The sequence below is a fragment of the Mycolicibacterium obuense genome, assembly GCF_055397605.1.
Genome location: NZ_AP043663.1, coordinates 2,834,115 through 2,849,908 on the forward strand (window position 1 = coordinate 2,834,115; position 15,794 = coordinate 2,849,908).

A 15,794-nucleotide genomic window follows, 5' to 3' on the forward strand; every position below is an offset into this window, starting at 1 on the left:
GGTGAAACTGTCGGTCCGTCTGTACCCATTCAGAACAACCAGAACCTTAGTCGTCAGGCTTCCGGCGGGCGCGGTGAGATACCCCACCGCCAGAACTCACCCCGTGACCAGCGGTTTGAGCGCCTCGCCGAGGACCGTGACGTGACCGGGCTGGTACCCGACGACCTGGGTGGGCACGAACAGGATCACGCCGTCGATGCCGGCGTCGAGCACCTTGCTCTGGACCTGCTCGGCGATCTGTTCGGGGCTGCCGGCGACCATGCGCTGCCTGAAATCGTCGGGAATCATGTCCGGGGTCACCCCATCGCCGACGAGCGCACCGATCAGCATCGATGTCTCCAGCGTCGCCGGATCACGGTCGATCTCCTCACAGCGCTGCCGGACCACCTCGACCTTGCGCGCGAGCTCGTCGAAGCCGGCGATCACGTTGAGATGGTCGAAGTGCTTGGCCGCCAGCGGAATGGTCTTCTTCTCACCACTGCCGCCGATCATCAGCGGAATGTGGTCGCGGAAGCGGGGATTGGCCAGCGCTTCCTGGGTGCGGTAGTGCTTGCCCGTGACCGTGGGCCGCTCGCCGGCCAGCATCGGCAGGATGATCTGCAGTGCCTCACCGAGCTTTTCGAAGCGGTCGGTGAACGTGCCGAAGTCGTACCCCAGTTGGTCGTGTTCGAGTTCGAACCATCCGGTGCCGATGCCCAGGATCGCGCGCCCGGCGCTGATCACGTCCAACGTCGTGATCGCCTTCGCCAGCAGCGTGGGATTGCGGTAGGTGTTGCCGGTGACCAGCGTGCCGAGTTGCACGTTCTGGGTGGCGGCGGCGAGTGCACCCAGCGCGGTGTAGGCCTCGAGCATCGGCTGGTCGTAGGTGCCGATGCCGGGCAGTTGATAGAAGTGATCCATCAGGAACACCGAGTCGAAGCCGGCCTCGTCGGCTTCCTTGGCCTGTGCGGTGACCGTGGGGAAGAGCTGATCCACGCCGGTCCCGTACGAGAAGTTGTTGATCTGCAAACCGAGTCGAATCGTCACGCGCCCGACCCTACGCAGCGCGCACAGCGCGTTCTAGCTCATTTCACTGCTGGCGGAAGCCACGAGAAATGCGGGACATCCCGGAATAAAACGCGGCGCAGAACCGTTGCGGCTCAGCCGAAGTTGGCCAGCGCGCCGTGGCTGACGTGCAGGGTCTGGCCGGTGATGTGGCGCGCCGCGGGGGTGGTGAGGAACAGCGAGAGCCGGGCGATCTCGGCGTCCACGGTCGGCGAGGCGGAACCCAGGCCCACGTATCCGGGCTCGCTGCCGCGGCCGATCGCCACCGCGTTGACCGTGATGCCGCGGATGCCGAAGTGGTGCGCCAGCCCAGCCGTCCAGGTGGTGACGGCCGCCTTGACCGATGCCGCGGCGCCGCCTTCGGCCCCTGCGTCGTCGATCACGGTGATGATGGAGCCGCCGGACCGCAGTTGGTCGCCCAGCGTCTGAACGGTCAGCACCGCCGAGAGCAGGCCGGCGTCGAACAGTCCGCGCCACTCGGTGGCATGGTCGGCAAGGGTGTAGGTCCGTGGATCGCCGGCGGGGGACTGCGGCGCGGGCACGTTGATCACGGTGTCCAGATGCGCGGGCAGCTGATCGTTCGCGGCGGCGATCGATGCGGGGTCGGTGGTGTCGACGACGATGGCGTCGGTCTCGAGTTCCTTGGCCAGCAGCTCGACGTCGTCGGCGCGCCGGCCGGCGACGATCACGCGGTGTCCGGAGGCGCTGAAGTGCTCTGCGATGGCGCGTCCCCGGTCGGTGTCACATCCCGTGATCAGCACATCCATCATCGGCCTCCTGTTGTGTTCGGCGCTGAACCCCAGCGAGTCCCGCCCATGTTACTGGAGGGTAGCTAGCCTGCGGCAATCGACGCGGGCGTGTCGGTAACGGCGGCACGCGGCCCTGCGATCAAACCCGTGAGCGCGCCGAGGTCACGACGTTCGAGCAGCTCACCGCACCCCGCGCCACGCGCCGGGGCGCTTGTCATGTCAGCAAACTTCATTTACCGCGCCCTCCTGGGCTTACCGGGGAGATAGCAATGTCACAATTCAGTACATTCTCAGCTGCACACACTTGCGTCACGCCAGTAACACGGTAGTTTCTTCGGCATGCGTGATCCAGACATGTCGTCACCCCGCCGCAGAGGCCTGTCGACGTCGATCGGGCTCGCCGCCCTGACCGGCGCGACCGTCGCCGCGTTGACGCTGCCCGCCGTGGCGACAGCGCAGCCCGCGCCGACACCGCCGCCGCCGTCTCCGGCCCCGGCAGCTCCGGCGGCACCGGAAGCGCCGGCCCCGGCGGCACCGCCTGCGGACCCGAACGCTCCCGCGCCCGCGCCCGCTCCCGCGCCGCCCGCGGATCCGAACGCGCCTGTGCCGCCGCCGGCCCCGGCCGATCCGAACGCCCCGGCCCCCGCCCCGGCACCCGCGCCGGAGCCCGGCCGCGTGGACAACGCCGCCGGCGGCTTCAGCTACGTGGTGCCCGCCGGCTGGAAGGTCGCCGATGCTGCCTCGCTGTCCTACGGCCAGGCACTGCTGAACAAGCTCCCGCCGGCCGGGTCCCCGCCGGACACCCCGGCGCCCAATGACACCAGCGTGCTGCTCGGGCGTCTGGACCTGAAGCTGTTCGCCGGCGCCGAGACGGACAACACGAAGGCGGCCCAGCGCCTCGCCTCGGACATGGGCGAGTTCTTCATGCCCTTCCCCGGGACTCGCATCAACCAGCAGACCGTCCCGCTGAACGCCAATGGCATGACCGGCGTCGCGTCGTCCTACGAGGTCAAGTTCACCGACACCAACAAGCCGAACGGCCAGATCTGGGCCGGCGTGGTCGGCGCCCCGACGGCGCCGGGAACCCCGCGCGGTCAGCGCGCCCCGGAGCGGTGGTTCGTCGTCTGGCTGGGCACCGCGACCAGCCCGATCCCGCAGGCTGAGGCCGTCACGCTGGCGAACTCGATCCGGCCCTGGACACCCCCGCCACCTCCGCCGCCGGCGGATCCGGGTGCCCCGCCGCCGCCCGCGGATCCGAACGCGCCGCCGCCTCGGCCGGCCGTCGGCCAGCCGGTGCCGGTCGACCCGAACACCGCACCGGGGATGCTGCCGCCCGCCTGACACAGTGGCGATGGGCACACGATCGTGTCCCATCCTGTCGACTAATCGTTACCTGTCCGGGCTATACCGGAGTCTGGCCCGGTTGCCACCGCAGCCGGGCCGGACTGCGACAGGCAGGAGATCGACATGTTCACCACCTCCACTGACATCGTGGCGGCCACGGAGTATCTGGCGCGCTCGACGACGCAGACCAGCGTGGGCTGGATCGGCTACATCATCATCGGCGCGATCGCCGGCTGGATCGCCGGCAAGATCGTGAAGGGTTCGGGTTCGGGCATCCTGATGAACATCGTCATCGGCGTGATCGGTGCGTTGATCGGCGGCTTCCTACTCAGCTTCTTCCTCGACACCGCGGGTGGCGGCTGGTGGTTCACGCTGTTCACCGCGGTCTTGGGCTCGGTGATCCTGCTGTGGATCGTCGGGATGGTGCAGGGCCGCCGCACCTAGCGGTCGGCAGGGGCGTCTAGCTGAGGTGCCAGACCAGCGCCGCAGCTAGCGCCCCCAGACCGTTGAGCGACCAGTGCAGCGCGATCGGCGCGATCAGACTGCCGCTGCGCCGGCGTAACCAGGTGAACACGAATCCCGCTGCGGCGGTGGCGAAGACGGCGCCCACGACGCCGGCGATCATGCCGACGGGGCCACCGCCCAGGATGCGGGTGAACCCGACGTTGCTGGCGGTCAGTCCCAGGGAGGTGGCGATGTGCCACAGCCCGAACAGCAGGGAGCCCGCGGCCGCCACCCCGCGGAATCCCCAGGCCCTGTCGAGTGCGCCGTGCAGGACGCCCCGGAACGCGAGTTCCTCGGGGATCACGGTCTGCAGCGGGATGATGATCATCGAGGCGAGGAGCGCGCCCGAGAGCGTCGCGTAGTGGTTGTTCAGGAACATCGGCCGGGTCCAGGGCAGCAGTGCCCCGACCGCGATCACGGTGCCGACGACGGCGACGGCGCCCAGCGCATAGCCCGCGCCCGAGCGCCAGTGTTCCCGACCCAACCCGAGCTCGTGCCAGCCCAGTCCGCGTGACCGCACGAGAGCGACAAGGCCCACTGCGGCGGCCGGTACCACGGCCACGTTGGCCCACGGCGTGGTGAAGTGCGCGATCAGGTTCGTCACCGCCAGCACGACCACGACGACACCGACGTCGACATAGGCGCGGGCGTGGTGCAGCGCCGCCAACTGCTCCACCAGGGGGTGGGGCTCAGGAGAAGCGCTGGCCTCGGTCATCACCGTCATAACCGGCTCAGACTACCGAAGCCGGCGATCTTCGCAGGTCAGCTATTCGTTGTCGCCACCGGTATCGGTCTGGGAGTCGGCGCCGGCGTTGCCGAACCCGGATTCGCGGGCAGCGGGCCACACCCAGTCCTTGACCTCGCCGATGTCGTCGCCGTGCGCGCGGGTGTACTCCCGCGCGGCGATCCTCTTGTCCGCCATCTGCTGGCGCAGCGTCGCACATCGCGACCCGAGCGAGGGCACCCGGTCGATGACGTCCATCACCAGGTGGTAGCGATCCAGGTCGTTGAGCATCACCATGTCGAACGGCGTCGTGGTGGTGCCTTCCTCCTTGTAACCGCGCACGTGCAGGTTGTCGTGGCCCGCGCGCCGATAGGTCAGCCGGTGGATCAGCCAGGGATAGCCGTGGTAGGCGAAGATGATCGGCCGGTCCCTGGTGAAGATCATGTCGAACTCTCGACTGGACAACCCGTGCGGATGCTCGGTGTCGTCCTGCAGCCGCATCAGGTCGACGACGTTGACGAACCGCACCTTCAGATCCGGCAGGTGCTGACGCAGGATGTCGGCCGCCGCGAGCGCCTCCAGGGTCGGGATGTCGCCGGCGGCAGCGAGGACGACGTCGGGATCGCTGCCCAGTTCCTCGGAGCCGGCCCACTCCCAGATGCCGACCCCGCGGGTGCAGTGCGCGATCGCCTCCTCCATCGTCAGGTAGGTGGGGGAGGGCTGCTTACCCGCGACGACGACATTGACGTACTGGCGTGAGCGCAGGCAGTGGTCGTAGGTGGACAGCAGGGTGTTCGCGTCCGGGGGCAGGTAGACGCGCACCACATGGGCGCTCTTGTTGACGACGTGGTCGATGAATCCGGGGTCCTGGTGGGAGAACCCGTTGTGATCCTGGCGCCAGACATGGCTGGACAGAAGGTAGTTCAGACTCGCGATGGGCCGGCGCCACGGGATCTTGTCGGTGACCTTCAGCCACTTCGCGTGCTGGTTCAGCATCGAGTCGACGATGTGGATGAACGCCTCGTAGCAGTTGAACAGGCCGTGCCTGCCGGTCAGCAGGTACCCCTCGAGCCACCCCTGGCATTGGTGTTCGGAGAGCATCTCGACCACCCGGCCGACGCGGGCGAGGTGCTCGTCGACCTGCGGCCCCACCAGTTCGGCGTTCCACTGTTTCTCGGTGGCGTCGTAGACGGCCTGCAGTCGGTTCGACGCGGTCTCGTCGGGGCCGAAGATGCGGAAATTCTGCGGGTTGAGCCGGATCACCTCGGTGAGCCACTGACCCAGCACGCGGGTGGCCTCGGCGACGGTGGCGCCGGGTGCGGGCACGTCGACGGCGAAGTCACGGAAGTCGGGTAGCCGCAGATCCTTGAGCAGCAGACCGCCGTTGGCGTGCGGGTTGTCGCTCATCCGCAGCGGACCCTCGGGCGCGAGAGCGGCGATGTCGTCGTGCAGGCGGCCGTCGTCGTCGAACAGTTCCTCGGGGCGGTACGAGGCCAGCCAGTCCCCGAGGACCGCGAGGTGCTCGGCGGTGTCGCGCGCGTTGGCCAGCGGCACCTGGTGCGCGCGCCACGAACCGGTCGTCTTCTTACCGTCGATCGTGGCGGGACCGGTCCAGCCTTTCGGGGTGCGGAACACGATCATCGGCCACGCGGGTCGCGCATCGTCGCCGTCGGCGGCCCGGGCCTTGATCGCGGCGATCTCATCGAGCACGTCGTCGAGCAGGGTGGCGAAGCGCCGGTGCGCATCCGCGTGGTCGTCTTCCTGTCCCTCGGGCGCGTCGTCGGGCACCTCGAAGAAATACGGCGTGTGCCCGTAACCGACGAGCAGGCTGCGCAGCTCGTCTTCGGGGATCCGGGCCAGCACGGTCGGGTTGGCGATCTTGTAGCCGTTGAGGTGCAGGATCGGCAGCACCACGCCGTCGTGAGCCGGGTTGGCCAGCTTGTTGGAATGCCAGCTGGTCGCCAGCGGTCCTGTCTCGGCCTCACCGTCGCCGACGACCGCGGCCACCAGCAGATCCGGGTTGTCGAACGCGGCGCCGTAGGCGTGGGACAGGACGTAGCCCAGCTCGCCGCCTTCGTGGATGGAGCCCGGTGTCTCCGGCGCCACGTGCGACGGGATGCCACCGGGGAACGAGAACTGCCGGAACAGTCGTCGCATGCCCTCGGCGTCTGCGGTGATGTCGGAGTAGATCTCGCTGTAGGTGCCGTCGAGGTAGGCGTTGGCCACCAGCCCGGGCCCGCCGTGGCCGGGCCCGGTCAGGTAGATCGTGGACTGCTGACGTTCGGCGATGATCCGGTTGAGGTGGGCGTAGAGGAAGTTCAGACCCGGGGTGGTGCCCCAGTGTCCGAGCAGGCGCGGCTTGACGTTCTCGCGCGCCAGCGGGGTGCGCAACAACGGGTTGTCCAGCAGATAGATCTGCCCGACCGACAGATAGTTCGCCGCGCGCCACCAGCGGTCCAGCCGAGCCACCGTCTCGTCGCTGATCGGCTGGCGGTCCACGGTCGTCCAGGCTGTCGTCATAATCCCCTTCCCACATCCCCATCCAACTCGCGATCGGCGGACCGTCAACCCGTACCCGATGAGCGCCGGGTTAATCTTTGCCCCGACGGGCACCACAGGAGGGCGGGCACCATCGATGGGCGAGGCGCGACTGCTGACGTCCGTGCGCGTGCTCGACCTGTGTTCTGTTGCCGGCGACGGGGCCGGTGCGGGCGTGGGCCGGATACTGGCCGATCTCGGTGCCGACGTGCTCGAGGTGGAACCCCCCGGGGGCAGCGCGGCACGGACGGCGGTGCCGACGATCGCCGGTGTGGGAATCGGTTTCGCGCTGGACAACGCGAACAAGCGAGCGATGTCGCTGAACCCGGCCGCGGCATCCGACCGCGATCGGCTGCAGGAGCTCGCGGCGGGCGCAGACATCGTGATCGACAGCGGAAACCCGGGTGGCGCAGCACTTTTCGGGACTTCTACCCTGGACCTGGCGGACCGGTTCGACCATCTCGTCGTGCTGTCGGTCACCGATTTCGGCCTGACGGGGCCGCGTGCATCATGGCGTGGCAACGATGCGGTGTTCTACGCCCTGTCCTCGGCGTTGTCGCGGACCGGGCCCACCACCGGCACACCGGTCCTCCCGCCCGTCGGAGTCGGATCGGCGACCGCCACGGTGCAGGCGGCGTGGGCGGTGCTCGCCGCTTACTACGACCGGACCCGCAGCGGCAGAGGGGATTTCATCGACTTCTCCCGGTTCGAGGCGGTTCTGCAGGCCCTCGATCCGCCGTACGGGTCGGAGGGGCAGGCGGCGGTCGGGCTGAAACCGCCGACGGCGCTGTGGCGTGGTCGCCCCCGCAACCAGCAGATCTATCCGATCTTCGGATGCCGCGATGGTCATGTCCGGATCTGTCTGCTGTCCCCGCGGCAGTGGCGCGGAATGCGGGCGTGGCTGGGCGAGCCGGCGCGCTTCGCCGGTCCGGAGTTCGACACGATCGCCGCGCGGTACGCGGCCTCGGCTGAGCTGAACGAGGCGATCGCCGCCGTGTTCGCCGCGCAGTCGATGGACGAGCTCGTCGCGCGGGGCCGGGAGCTCGGGGTGCCGATCGCGGCGGTTCGCACGCCGGCAGAAGCGTTGCGGGCAGAGCACTTTCGCTGCACCGGGGCGTTGGTCGAGGCGCCACTGATCCCGGGCGCGACGGTGACCGTGCCGATCGGGCCGGTGACCCTCGAGGGCGAACATCTCGGATTCCGTTCTCCAGCTCCCGGTTCCGCCGCTGACGACGCCGAATGGCTGCATCCCGGCGCGTCGGGTACACCCACGATGCCCCCCACGCTGCCCCCGCCTGAGTATCCCTTCGCCGGTCTGCGCATCCTCGACCTCGGGGTGATCGTCGCGGGCGGTGAGCTGGGCCGCCTGTTCGCCGACCTCGGCGCCGAGGTGATCAAGATCGAGAGCGCCGCCTATCCGGATGGGCTGCGGCAGGCGCCCGCGGGGATGAAGTTGAGCCGATCGTGGGCTCTGACCCACCGCAACGAGTACAGCCTCGGGCTGGATCTGCGTGATCCCGGCGGCGCGCAGATCTTCGCCGACCTCGTCGCCACCGCCGATGCGGTGTTCGCCAACTTCAAGCCGGGAACCCTTGCTGCGCTGGGCTTCTCGATCGAGAGGCTGCGCGAGATAAATCCCGACATCGTGCTCGCCGAGAGCAGCGCGTACGGCGACCATGGGCCGTGGAGCGACCAGATGGGCTACGGTCCGCTGGTGCGCGCCTCGACCGGCATCACCCGGTTGTGGAGGTCCCCGGATGCGCCGACCGGCCAGTTCTTCGATGCCACGACCATCTTCCCCGATCACGTCGTCGGACGGTTGACCGCGGTCGCGGCGGTCGCCGCACTGATCCGTCGGGACCGCAGCGGGACAGGCGCACACCTGCACCTGTCGCAGGCCGAGGTGGCGATCAACCAGCTCGCCGACCGCTACGTCATCGAATCAGCCCGCGCAGCGGGTCTCCCCGTCGTCGATGACGACACCGTGCACGCGGTGTGCCCCTGCGCGGGCGACGACGAGTGGTGCGTGATCTCGCTGCCCGGCAGCGCCGAGCGCGCCACCGTGGCCACACTGATGGCGCAGGACCTGCCGCAGGAGCGCACCGCGATGATCGCCGCCCTCGGGGCGTGGACATCCGGGCGCGACAAGGTCGACGTCGCCGAGCTTCTCCAGCACCACGGCGTGCCCGCGGCGCCGATGAACCGCGCCGCCGATGTCCCCACCGATCCGCAGGTGTTGCATCGCAACGTGTTCGGAGAGTCGGTGCATCCGCTGCTGGAGCGCCCGATTCCCGCGGAGACCGCGCCCGCGCCCTATCGTCGTATTCCCCGTGCTCCTCTGCGTCCGGCGCCGATGCCGGGCGAGCACACCCGCGAGATCTGCACCCGGGTGCTCGGCCTGACGTCCGAGCGCATCGACGCGCTGCTGGACGCAGGTGTGCTGTTCGACTACCACCAGGAAGGTTGACCCATGTCCCTCGATCCGAGAACGCCCGTGCTGGTCGGCTATGGCCAGGTCAACCAGCACACCGAGAATCCGGACGTCGAGCCTGTCGATCTGATGGTCGCGGCGGCGCGGGAGGCCGCCGATCCGCGGGTGCTGGCCGCAGTGGATGCGGTGCGGGTGGTCAACCTGCTCTCCTGGCGGTACCGGGATGCCGGTCTGCTGGTGGCGCAGCGGATCGGGGCGGAGAAGGCGGCCACCCGCTACACCGGGATCGGCGGCAACGTGCCGCAGACGCTGGTGAACCTGGCCTGCCTGGACATCCAGCAGGGTCGCGCCGATGTCGTGCTGATCGCCGGCGCCGAGACGTGGCGCACCAGGACGAAGATGCGGGCCACCGGCGCCAAGGCGGACTGGACGAAGCAGGACGACACGGTGCCGCTGGCGCCGGGCTCCGACGAGATGATGCCGATGGCCGGACCCGGCGACTTGAAGATCCACCTGGACCGCCCGTCGTTCGTGTACCCGATGTTCGATCAGGCCGTCCGGATCGCCGCGGGGGAGTCCACGCAGGAGCACCGGGAACGGATCGGCGCGCTGTGGGCGCAGTTCTCGGCGGTGGCGGCGCAGAACCCGCACGCCTGGAACCGGCAGACCTACAGCGCCGAGGACATCTATGAGCCGTCGGCCCAGAACCGGATGATCAGCTGGCCCTACCCCAAGCTGATGAACTCCAACAACATGGTCGATCAGGGTGCGGTGCTGATCGTGGCGTCCGCGGAGAAGGCGCAGTACCTTCAGATTCCGCAGGAGCGTTGGGTTTTCCCGTATGCGGGTGCCGACGCGCACGACACCTACGCCATCGGTGAGCGCGCCGAGTTCCACACCTCGCCGGCGATCCGCATCGCGGGCCGGCGCGCGCTGGAGCTGGCCGGCACCGGCGTCGACGAGCTCGACCTCATCGACGTGTACTCCTGCTTCCCGTCGGCGGTCCAGGTGGCGGCCGCCGAACTGGGGCTCCCGGTCGACGACGCCGACAGGCCGCTGACCGTCACCGGCGGATTGACGTTCGCCGGCGGACCCTGGAACAACTACGTCACGCACTCCATCGCGACCATGGCGGAGCAACTCACCGCGCGTCCCGGCACGCGCGGCCTGATCACCGCCAACGGCGGCTACCTGACCAAGCACAGCTTCGGCGTGTACGGCACCGAGCCGCCCCAGCACGAATTCCGTTGGGAGGACGTGCAAGACACCGTCGACCGGGAACCGACCCGCACGGAACTCGTGGACTGGACCGGGGTGGGCACGGTGGAGACCTGGACCACGCCGTTCGATCGCGACGGGGAACCCGAGAAGGCGTTCCTGGCGGTCCGCACCCCGAGCGACGACCGCGTGCTGGCCGTGATCACCGACGCCGACGCGGCCCGGACCACGATCACCGACGACATCGCCGGTGCGGCCGTGCGGGTACACGCCGACGGCACCGCGACGCTGGAGTGACTACAGCAGGCCGAGTGCGGCGACCGCGTCGCGTTCGGCCCGCAGTTCGGCGACCGAGGCGTCGATCCTGCTGCGCGAGAAGGGATTGACGTCGAGGCCGTCGACGATCTCCCAGCGCCCGTCGACCGATCGGCACGGGAACGAGCACACGAGCCCTTCGTCGATGCCGTAGGCGCCCGGTGACGGCATCGCGACCGACGTCCAGTCGCCCTCGGGGGTGCCGTGGATCCAGTCGTCGATGTGGTCGATGGCGCCGTTGGCCGCCGAGGCCGCCGAACTCGCGCCGCGCGCCTCGATGATCGCGGTGCCGCGCCGCGCCACCGTCGGGATGAATTCGTCGGTGAGCCAACGGGTGTCGGCGGCGTAATCGGCCCCGGCGCGGCCGCCGACGGTCGCGTGGAAGATGTCGGGGTACTGGGTCGGGGAGTGATTGCCCCAGATCGTCATCCGGTGGATCTCGGTGACGGGCACTCCGGCGTGTCGCGCCATCGCGGCGACGGCCCGGTTGTGGTCGAGGCGGGTCAGCGCGGTGAATCGCTCGGCGGGGATGTCGGGGGCGTGCGCGGCCGCGACGAGCGCGTTGGTGTTGGCCGGGTTGCCGACCACCAGCACGCGGACATCCGACGCCGCGCCGGCGCCGAGCGCCCGGCCGGCGGTGGCGAAGATCGCCGCGTTGGCACCCAGCAGGTCCGCGCGTTCCATGCCCTTGGTGCGCGGCTTCGCGCCGATCAACAGCGCGACGTTGACACCGTCGAAGGCGCGCACCGGGTCGTCGTGGATCTCGGTGCCCGCGAGCAGAGGGAAGGCGCCGTCGTCGAGTTCCATCACCACGCCCTCGGCGGCGCGCACCGCGTCGGGCAGCTCGAGCAGTCGCAGCACGACGGGGGTGTCGTGGCCGAGCATCGCGCCGGCAGCGATGCGGAACAGCGCGGCGTAGCCGATCTGCCCGGCGGCTCCGGTGACGGTGACGGTGACCGGGCGTGCAGGCATGGGGTTCTCCTTGGTCAGGGTGCGTCGGCGGGCACGTCGGTGTAGGCGGTGGTGAAGCCGTCGGCGGAGAACGTGAAGCCCTTGCCCGACAGTTCAGACAGGCAGGACACCCCGGAGGCTTCCTGCACGTTGCAGCGGAAACCGGCGACGGCCAGGATGCGGTTGAACGGCAGCACCGGTGGGTCGGCGACCTCGGATGCGGGCAGCGCCGCGAACTGCGGGTCCGCAGTGCGGTCGACCAGGATCGCGGTCGGGGTGGTGGTGCCGCCGTCGGGATCGGTCACCTCGTCGGGGGCGCCGGTGATTCCGATCGCGGTCGCGGTGCCGCCTGCCTTACCGCAGGACACCTGCGTGCGCGGGGTGATCTGGCACTGCCAGCGACCGCTCGGGGTGGTGAAGGCGTACACGGTCGCGCCACCGGCGGATTCGGGTCCGGGGATGGCGTAGGCGAAGGCGTTGGCGAGGTGGACGTTGCTCGGCCGGGTGGTTTCGGGCGGCGGGGCCGCGGCAGGAGGCGGGGCGACGGTGTCGTCAGTGGTGACGACGGTCGGCCCGGTGCAGGCGGCGACGGACAGAGCGAGCGCTGCCACAGCGCAGAGTCGGGTGATCACAGGCATGTCGGTGCACCAGCATGCCACCCCGGTTTGTCTCGCGTGCTCACACGGAGGTCAGCTCACCACGGCATCACGCACGACACGGTCCAAAGACACCCGGACCAGCGCCGCCGCCAGAGGCGCACAGGCGTCACCGCCCAGCTTCCCGAGCTCCTCAGGACTGTCGGGGAGCCCGAGGTCCTTCGCAGCGGCGCGGGCTCGGTCGTCGAAGTAGGGCCGCACCCAGGTCCACACGTCCTGCACCTCGCGCAGGAAGATGCCGGCGCCGGTGTCGCCGATGCCGGTGAACCCCTTCAGCAGGTCCTTGGCCGCGGCGAGTCCGCCTTGCCCAGATTTGCCAATAACGCCCGACTCCGCGCCCCGAAAGAAGTTTGGGTGGTTAAGGAACGTTGCCACCACGGCAGGCCTCCGACGTCACGATGCCGCAGACCAATTTCGAGGTCACTACCGAAGCCAACAGGGCAGGGTTGCTCGTACACTATGATCTTGATGCACGTAGTTGGCCTGCTGCTAGCACTCGCTGAAAACACGAGGATGAGGTCAGGCACATCTCACTTGTGTGCGTGGACGCAGTGGCCGGGGGGTTGAGATGAGGGTCGCACTATTAGCTCTCTGGAAGAAGGCCGCTCTAACTGCCGTCGCAATTTGCGCTTGTGCATACCTGCTGCGGGATAGCGATATGGCGAGAGATTCGTCGTATCTCGGATTGCTATCTCAATTCGACGGCACTGCCGTTTCAGTGATCGCCGCCCTATCTGCGGTCGAATTTCGCAAAGCTGGCGTAGTTGCACGATCACTCGCCCGAAGGCGACAATTACACCTGAGATTTGCCGGCATTGTGGCGCTCGCGGGCTTCATCTTGTCTACGGTTGCCGTCCATCACACGGGCGCCGGAGCCTGGGCCACCGCCGCAAACATCGTGGTCATCATTTTCCTGGTTTGGGTTCTGTTAGAAGGCGCTGGCGGACATGACGATTAACTTGTGCTATAGCGTTCAGTTAACGGTAAACTCCACGCCAGACGACGCTTTCAAGGCAATTAAAGAAGGCTTTCGACGATATGGACCTATCCCGCGCGCTTCTTTGGAGCCAAAATTATCCTACAGCTCGCATTCGTACTCCAACTATAAAATCATGCAGTTAAAGATTTCAGGTGCAGCGCAGGAATTAGGTCTAGTCGATCGAGGCTACGCTGGATTAATAATGCTCATTAGCGGAAATGCATTCCGCGATGCAACTATTGCTTCCGCCAGACTGGATAGTTTAGATGTCAGCAACGAGGCTAACTATCTTCCCGGGCCAGCATTCGGCAGCAATCTCGCAGCCCCTTACAATCAGCAATTTCCATGGATATCAGTACCGGTGCCTCGCGAGGTAGCAAGCGCGGAATGGGCCGATGTCTCCACTACACTCGCCGGGGCAGGCGTCACCTTTGTAACAGATATGAGCTTGAATCTGTCTGCTGACGAACTCAAACGCCGTGTCGATGCGATTGCGCAAAATGCTACTGGCCACACTACGCTCTTCTTCAATGGAACTGGCCGACTCAGTTACTTACAGTATTTGGTAGAACAAATCGCAACCGGACTACAATCGCGTTCCCAGAATGTCACAGTAGGGATACGGCTTTGCCCAATATCGGTCGGTTTCGCGTCGTTGGAAACAATCAGATCAATGCGTGTGCCGATCTTTGCATACACACTAGGGCCGCTCCCAACCGAACCTAGGGGGTGGAGCCAGCCAGCTTACATATCGTTGGTGACGCTGTTTGGTGCCGATATATCGAATGTGGGATTGCTGAGCTTGGCCAATATGAATGCGGGCACCCTCCACGAGGCCGCTTCAGCCACCTCGTGCGCCGACTACGGGAACACTTCCCTACCGGCCTTCACTGGCGGAATTGAGCCCCAAGTCGCTTACGACTACGCAACCAAACTAGACACCCCATACGTGCTGCATACGATGACGCCCATTTTTCGGGCGGGTACGGCGAAAAAAGACATCGAACGGCGGGTCCGAGCCATACGTGAAGCTGCATCGGCCGGGCGCAGCGGATTGAATGTGAGCGACCTCTTTGCGAGCCGAGATAGGCGCGTCAAAAATTGGCAAAGCCTCAGTCATTAAGCTCGAGCGGTCGGTGTCAGATGGGAGTGTGAATGAAGATACACGTAATCGGGTCTGGATCGTCAGTCCCATCAGCAGTTAGAGCCAACAGCAGTTATTTGGTTGTAACAGAAGGTCTTCGACTAATCGATTGCAGCGGAAGTCCGGCGCACTCTATACTGGCCCTCGGGTACGACTTGTCAGACATTCGTGGTGTTTTCATCACCCATGCACACGTTGACCATATTTATGCGCTGCCGAGCCTTATTCACAGCCTATGGGGCGTCGGCGCTTACCGCGACAAGCCTTTACCCGTATACGCACCGGACGCGGCCATCGAAACAGCGAAGACATTGCTCGGAATTTTTAGTCTCGAATCGCGGAAAAATGCAGTCAGAATAGATTGGCGACCCTTAGGTTCGCAGAGGTCCGGCGAGCTCGCACTGACATCCACCCTTGACGCGGTCGTTCATCCGCTCACCCACGGCACTTGCGAAGCAGTCGGTTATCAATTTGGGTCGGTTCTGTTTACAGGTGACTGCATCTACGATGCGCGACTAGATCGTGCGGCGGCGGGAATTAAGTCGGTGTTCATGGATTGCGGCGGTGGGGTCGACGGCTCCTCGGGGCACGCTGGGGCTAAACAAGTCGTTGAGTTGATGTCCGCCCATTCCGAGATCGAGCAGGTATTCCTCACTCATATTCATCCATCGACATCGGATGACGAGCTCTCCAAAGTATGTTGCTCACGCGGGCGGTTGGTGAAGGTCCTGAAAGATGGAGACTTAATTGAATTCTAGCGTCGCGAACGTCATTTTCTGCACCATGGGCGGCTCTGGATCGACCTACCTGCGACGGTTACTGGCAGAGCATGGTCTGGCGGTGCATGACAAACCCGACACAGCCTTTAGGCGCCAGTGGGTAATGCGGGGAGCATCCGAACAGGAAAAAGAATTCTCACGCCGCGCGCACGGCTACCGCTTGCAATCAAGGCCGAGTATCGACGATATAACGCAGTACCTTAATCATCTAAGCTCACATCCGGATACAGTCGGCGTACTAAACACGTGGGCTGAACAGAATATTCTGAGCGCCTGTGGTGCGCGTCGAATTGTGTTTATACTACGCGATCCCGTCGCTGCATATCGGTCACTTTGCGAAGTGCATCGCCATAGAGACGATGCTCTCAGATATGGCGGTCCGAATAGCTGGTTTGCTGTGATGGTGGCCACCCGATGG

General features: G+C 66.5%; 12 protein-coding genes and 1 pseudogene. 6 read left to right on the top strand and 7 right to left on the bottom strand.

The features are described from left to right. Positions 1-96: 96 nt before the first annotated feature. Both ACZ50N_RS13430 and ACZ50N_RS13435 read right to left on the bottom strand, forming a co-directional pair. The gene (locus tag ACZ50N_RS13430; RefSeq protein WP_464473039.1) at positions 97-1,026 is read right to left on the bottom strand and encodes an LLM class F420-dependent oxidoreductase; all 930 of its coding nucleotides are present in this window, start codon (positions 1,024-1,026) and stop codon (positions 97-99) included. Between the two features lie 113 nt (positions 1,027-1,139). Then, a complete protein-coding gene (locus ACZ50N_RS13435) occupies positions 1,140-1,811 on the bottom strand; it encodes an SDR family oxidoreductase (RefSeq protein WP_046366626.1) in 672 nt (223 codons plus the stop codon). A gap of 321 nt (positions 1,812-2,132) precedes the next feature. Between ACZ50N_RS13435 and ACZ50N_RS13440 the strand changes: the two genes are divergently transcribed. After that, entirely contained in the window at positions 2,133-3,134 is a 1,002-nt protein-coding gene (locus tag ACZ50N_RS13440; RefSeq protein ID WP_464468024.1) for an APA family fibronectin-binding glycoprotein, read from the top strand. Positions 3,135-3,260: 126 nt separating this feature from the next. Then, positions 3,261-3,581 carry a GlsB/YeaQ/YmgE family stress response membrane protein gene (locus ACZ50N_RS13445; protein WP_046366435.1) on the top strand — a complete coding sequence of 107 codons (321 nt, stop codon included), beginning with the start codon at positions 3,261-3,263 and terminating at the stop codon, positions 3,579-3,581. Between the two features lie 16 nt (positions 3,582-3,597). On the opposite strand, the gene ACZ50N_RS13450 is transcribed toward ACZ50N_RS13445, so the two are convergent. After that, positions 3,598-4,356 (bottom strand): CPBP family intramembrane glutamic endopeptidase, encoded by a 759-nt coding sequence (locus ACZ50N_RS13450; RefSeq protein ID WP_073684106.1) that lies wholly within the window; start codon positions 4,354-4,356, stop codon positions 3,598-3,600. A gap of 51 nt (positions 4,357-4,407) precedes the next feature. Then, on the bottom strand, positions 4,408-6,885 hold the full coding sequence (locus ACZ50N_RS13455) for a phosphoketolase family protein (RefSeq protein WP_464473040.1): 2,478 nt from the start codon (positions 6,883-6,885) through the stop codon (positions 4,408-4,410). A 115-nt stretch (positions 6,886-7,000) separates the two neighbouring features. Here ACZ50N_RS13455 and ACZ50N_RS13460 point away from each other — a divergent pair, with 115 nt between their 5' ends. Together ACZ50N_RS13460 and ACZ50N_RS13465 are read left to right on the top strand one after the other, a co-directional pair. Next, the gene (locus ACZ50N_RS13460) at positions 7,001-9,370 is read left to right on the top strand and encodes a CaiB/BaiF CoA transferase family protein (RefSeq protein WP_464473041.1); all 2,370 of its coding nucleotides are present in this window, start codon (positions 7,001-7,003) and stop codon (positions 9,368-9,370) included. A gap of 3 nt (positions 9,371-9,373) precedes the next feature. Beyond that, positions 9,374-10,849, top strand: a complete 1,476-nt coding sequence (locus ACZ50N_RS13465) for an acetyl-CoA acetyltransferase (RefSeq protein WP_464473042.1) — start codon at positions 9,374-9,376, stop codon at positions 10,847-10,849. Here ACZ50N_RS13465 and ACZ50N_RS13470 read toward each other — a convergent pair whose 3' ends face one another. The 3 genes and pseudogenes from ACZ50N_RS13470 to ACZ50N_RS13480 form a co-directional block, all read right to left on the bottom strand. Continuing rightward, positions 10,850-11,839 carry a malate dehydrogenase gene (locus ACZ50N_RS13470; RefSeq protein WP_464473043.1) on the bottom strand — a complete coding sequence of 330 codons (990 nt, stop codon included), beginning with the start codon at positions 11,837-11,839 and terminating at the stop codon, positions 10,850-10,852. 14 nt (positions 11,840-11,853) lie between these two features. Beyond that, the gene (locus tag ACZ50N_RS13475; RefSeq protein ID WP_464473044.1) at positions 11,854-12,456 is read right to left on the bottom strand and encodes a hypothetical protein; all 603 of its coding nucleotides are present in this window, start codon (positions 12,454-12,456) and stop codon (positions 11,854-11,856) included. A gap of 51 nt (positions 12,457-12,507) precedes the next feature. Beyond that, positions 12,508-12,768: pseudogene (locus ACZ50N_RS13480) on the bottom strand (endonuclease); the annotation flags it as partial. Between the two features lie 653 nt (positions 12,769-13,421). Between ACZ50N_RS13480 and ACZ50N_RS13485 the strand changes: the two are divergent. Together ACZ50N_RS13485 and ACZ50N_RS13490 are read left to right on the top strand one after the other, a co-directional pair. Next, positions 13,422-14,576, top strand: a complete 1,155-nt coding sequence (locus tag ACZ50N_RS13485; RefSeq protein ID WP_464473045.1) for a hypothetical protein — start codon at positions 13,422-13,424, stop codon at positions 14,574-14,576. Between the two features lie 32 nt (positions 14,577-14,608). Further along, complete coding sequence (locus ACZ50N_RS13490; protein ID WP_464473046.1) at positions 14,609-15,355, top strand: MBL fold metallo-hydrolase; 747 nt, start codon at positions 14,609-14,611, stop codon at positions 15,353-15,355. Positions 15,356-15,794 lie beyond the last annotated feature (439 nt).

Coding starts and splice junctions, on each gene's coding strand:
- ACZ50N_RS13435 (WP_046366626.1), bottom strand. CDS start 1,811: ATGGATGTGCTGATCACGGGATGTGACACCGACCGGGGACGCGCCATC.
- ACZ50N_RS13440 (WP_464468024.1), top strand. CDS start 2,133: ATGCGTGATCCAGACATGTCGTCACCCCGCCGCAGAGGCCTGTCGACG.
- ACZ50N_RS13445 (WP_046366435.1), top strand. CDS start 3,261: ATGTTCACCACCTCCACTGACATCGTGGCGGCCACGGAGTATCTGGCG.
- ACZ50N_RS13450 (WP_073684106.1), bottom strand. CDS start 4,356: ATGACCGAGGCCAGCGCTTCTCCTGAGCCCCACCCCCTGGTGGAGCAG.
- ACZ50N_RS13455 (WP_464473040.1), bottom strand. CDS start 6,885: ATGACGACAGCCTGGACGACCGTGGACCGCCAGCCGATCAGCGACGAG.
- ACZ50N_RS13460 (WP_464473041.1), top strand. CDS start 7,001: ATGGGCGAGGCGCGACTGCTGACGTCCGTGCGCGTGCTCGACCTGTGT.
- ACZ50N_RS13465 (WP_464473042.1), top strand. CDS start 9,374: ATGTCCCTCGATCCGAGAACGCCCGTGCTGGTCGGCTATGGCCAGGTC.
- ACZ50N_RS13470 (WP_464473043.1), bottom strand. CDS start 11,839: ATGCCTGCACGCCCGGTCACCGTCACCGTCACCGGAGCCGCCGGGCAG.
- ACZ50N_RS13475 (WP_464473044.1), bottom strand. CDS start 12,456: ATGCCTGTGATCACCCGACTCTGCGCTGTGGCAGCGCTCGCTCTGTCC.
- ACZ50N_RS13485 (WP_464473045.1), top strand. CDS start 13,422: ATGACGATTAACTTGTGCTATAGCGTTCAGTTAACGGTAAACTCCACG.
- ACZ50N_RS13490 (WP_464473046.1), top strand. CDS start 14,609: ATGAAGATACACGTAATCGGGTCTGGATCGTCAGTCCCATCAGCAGTT.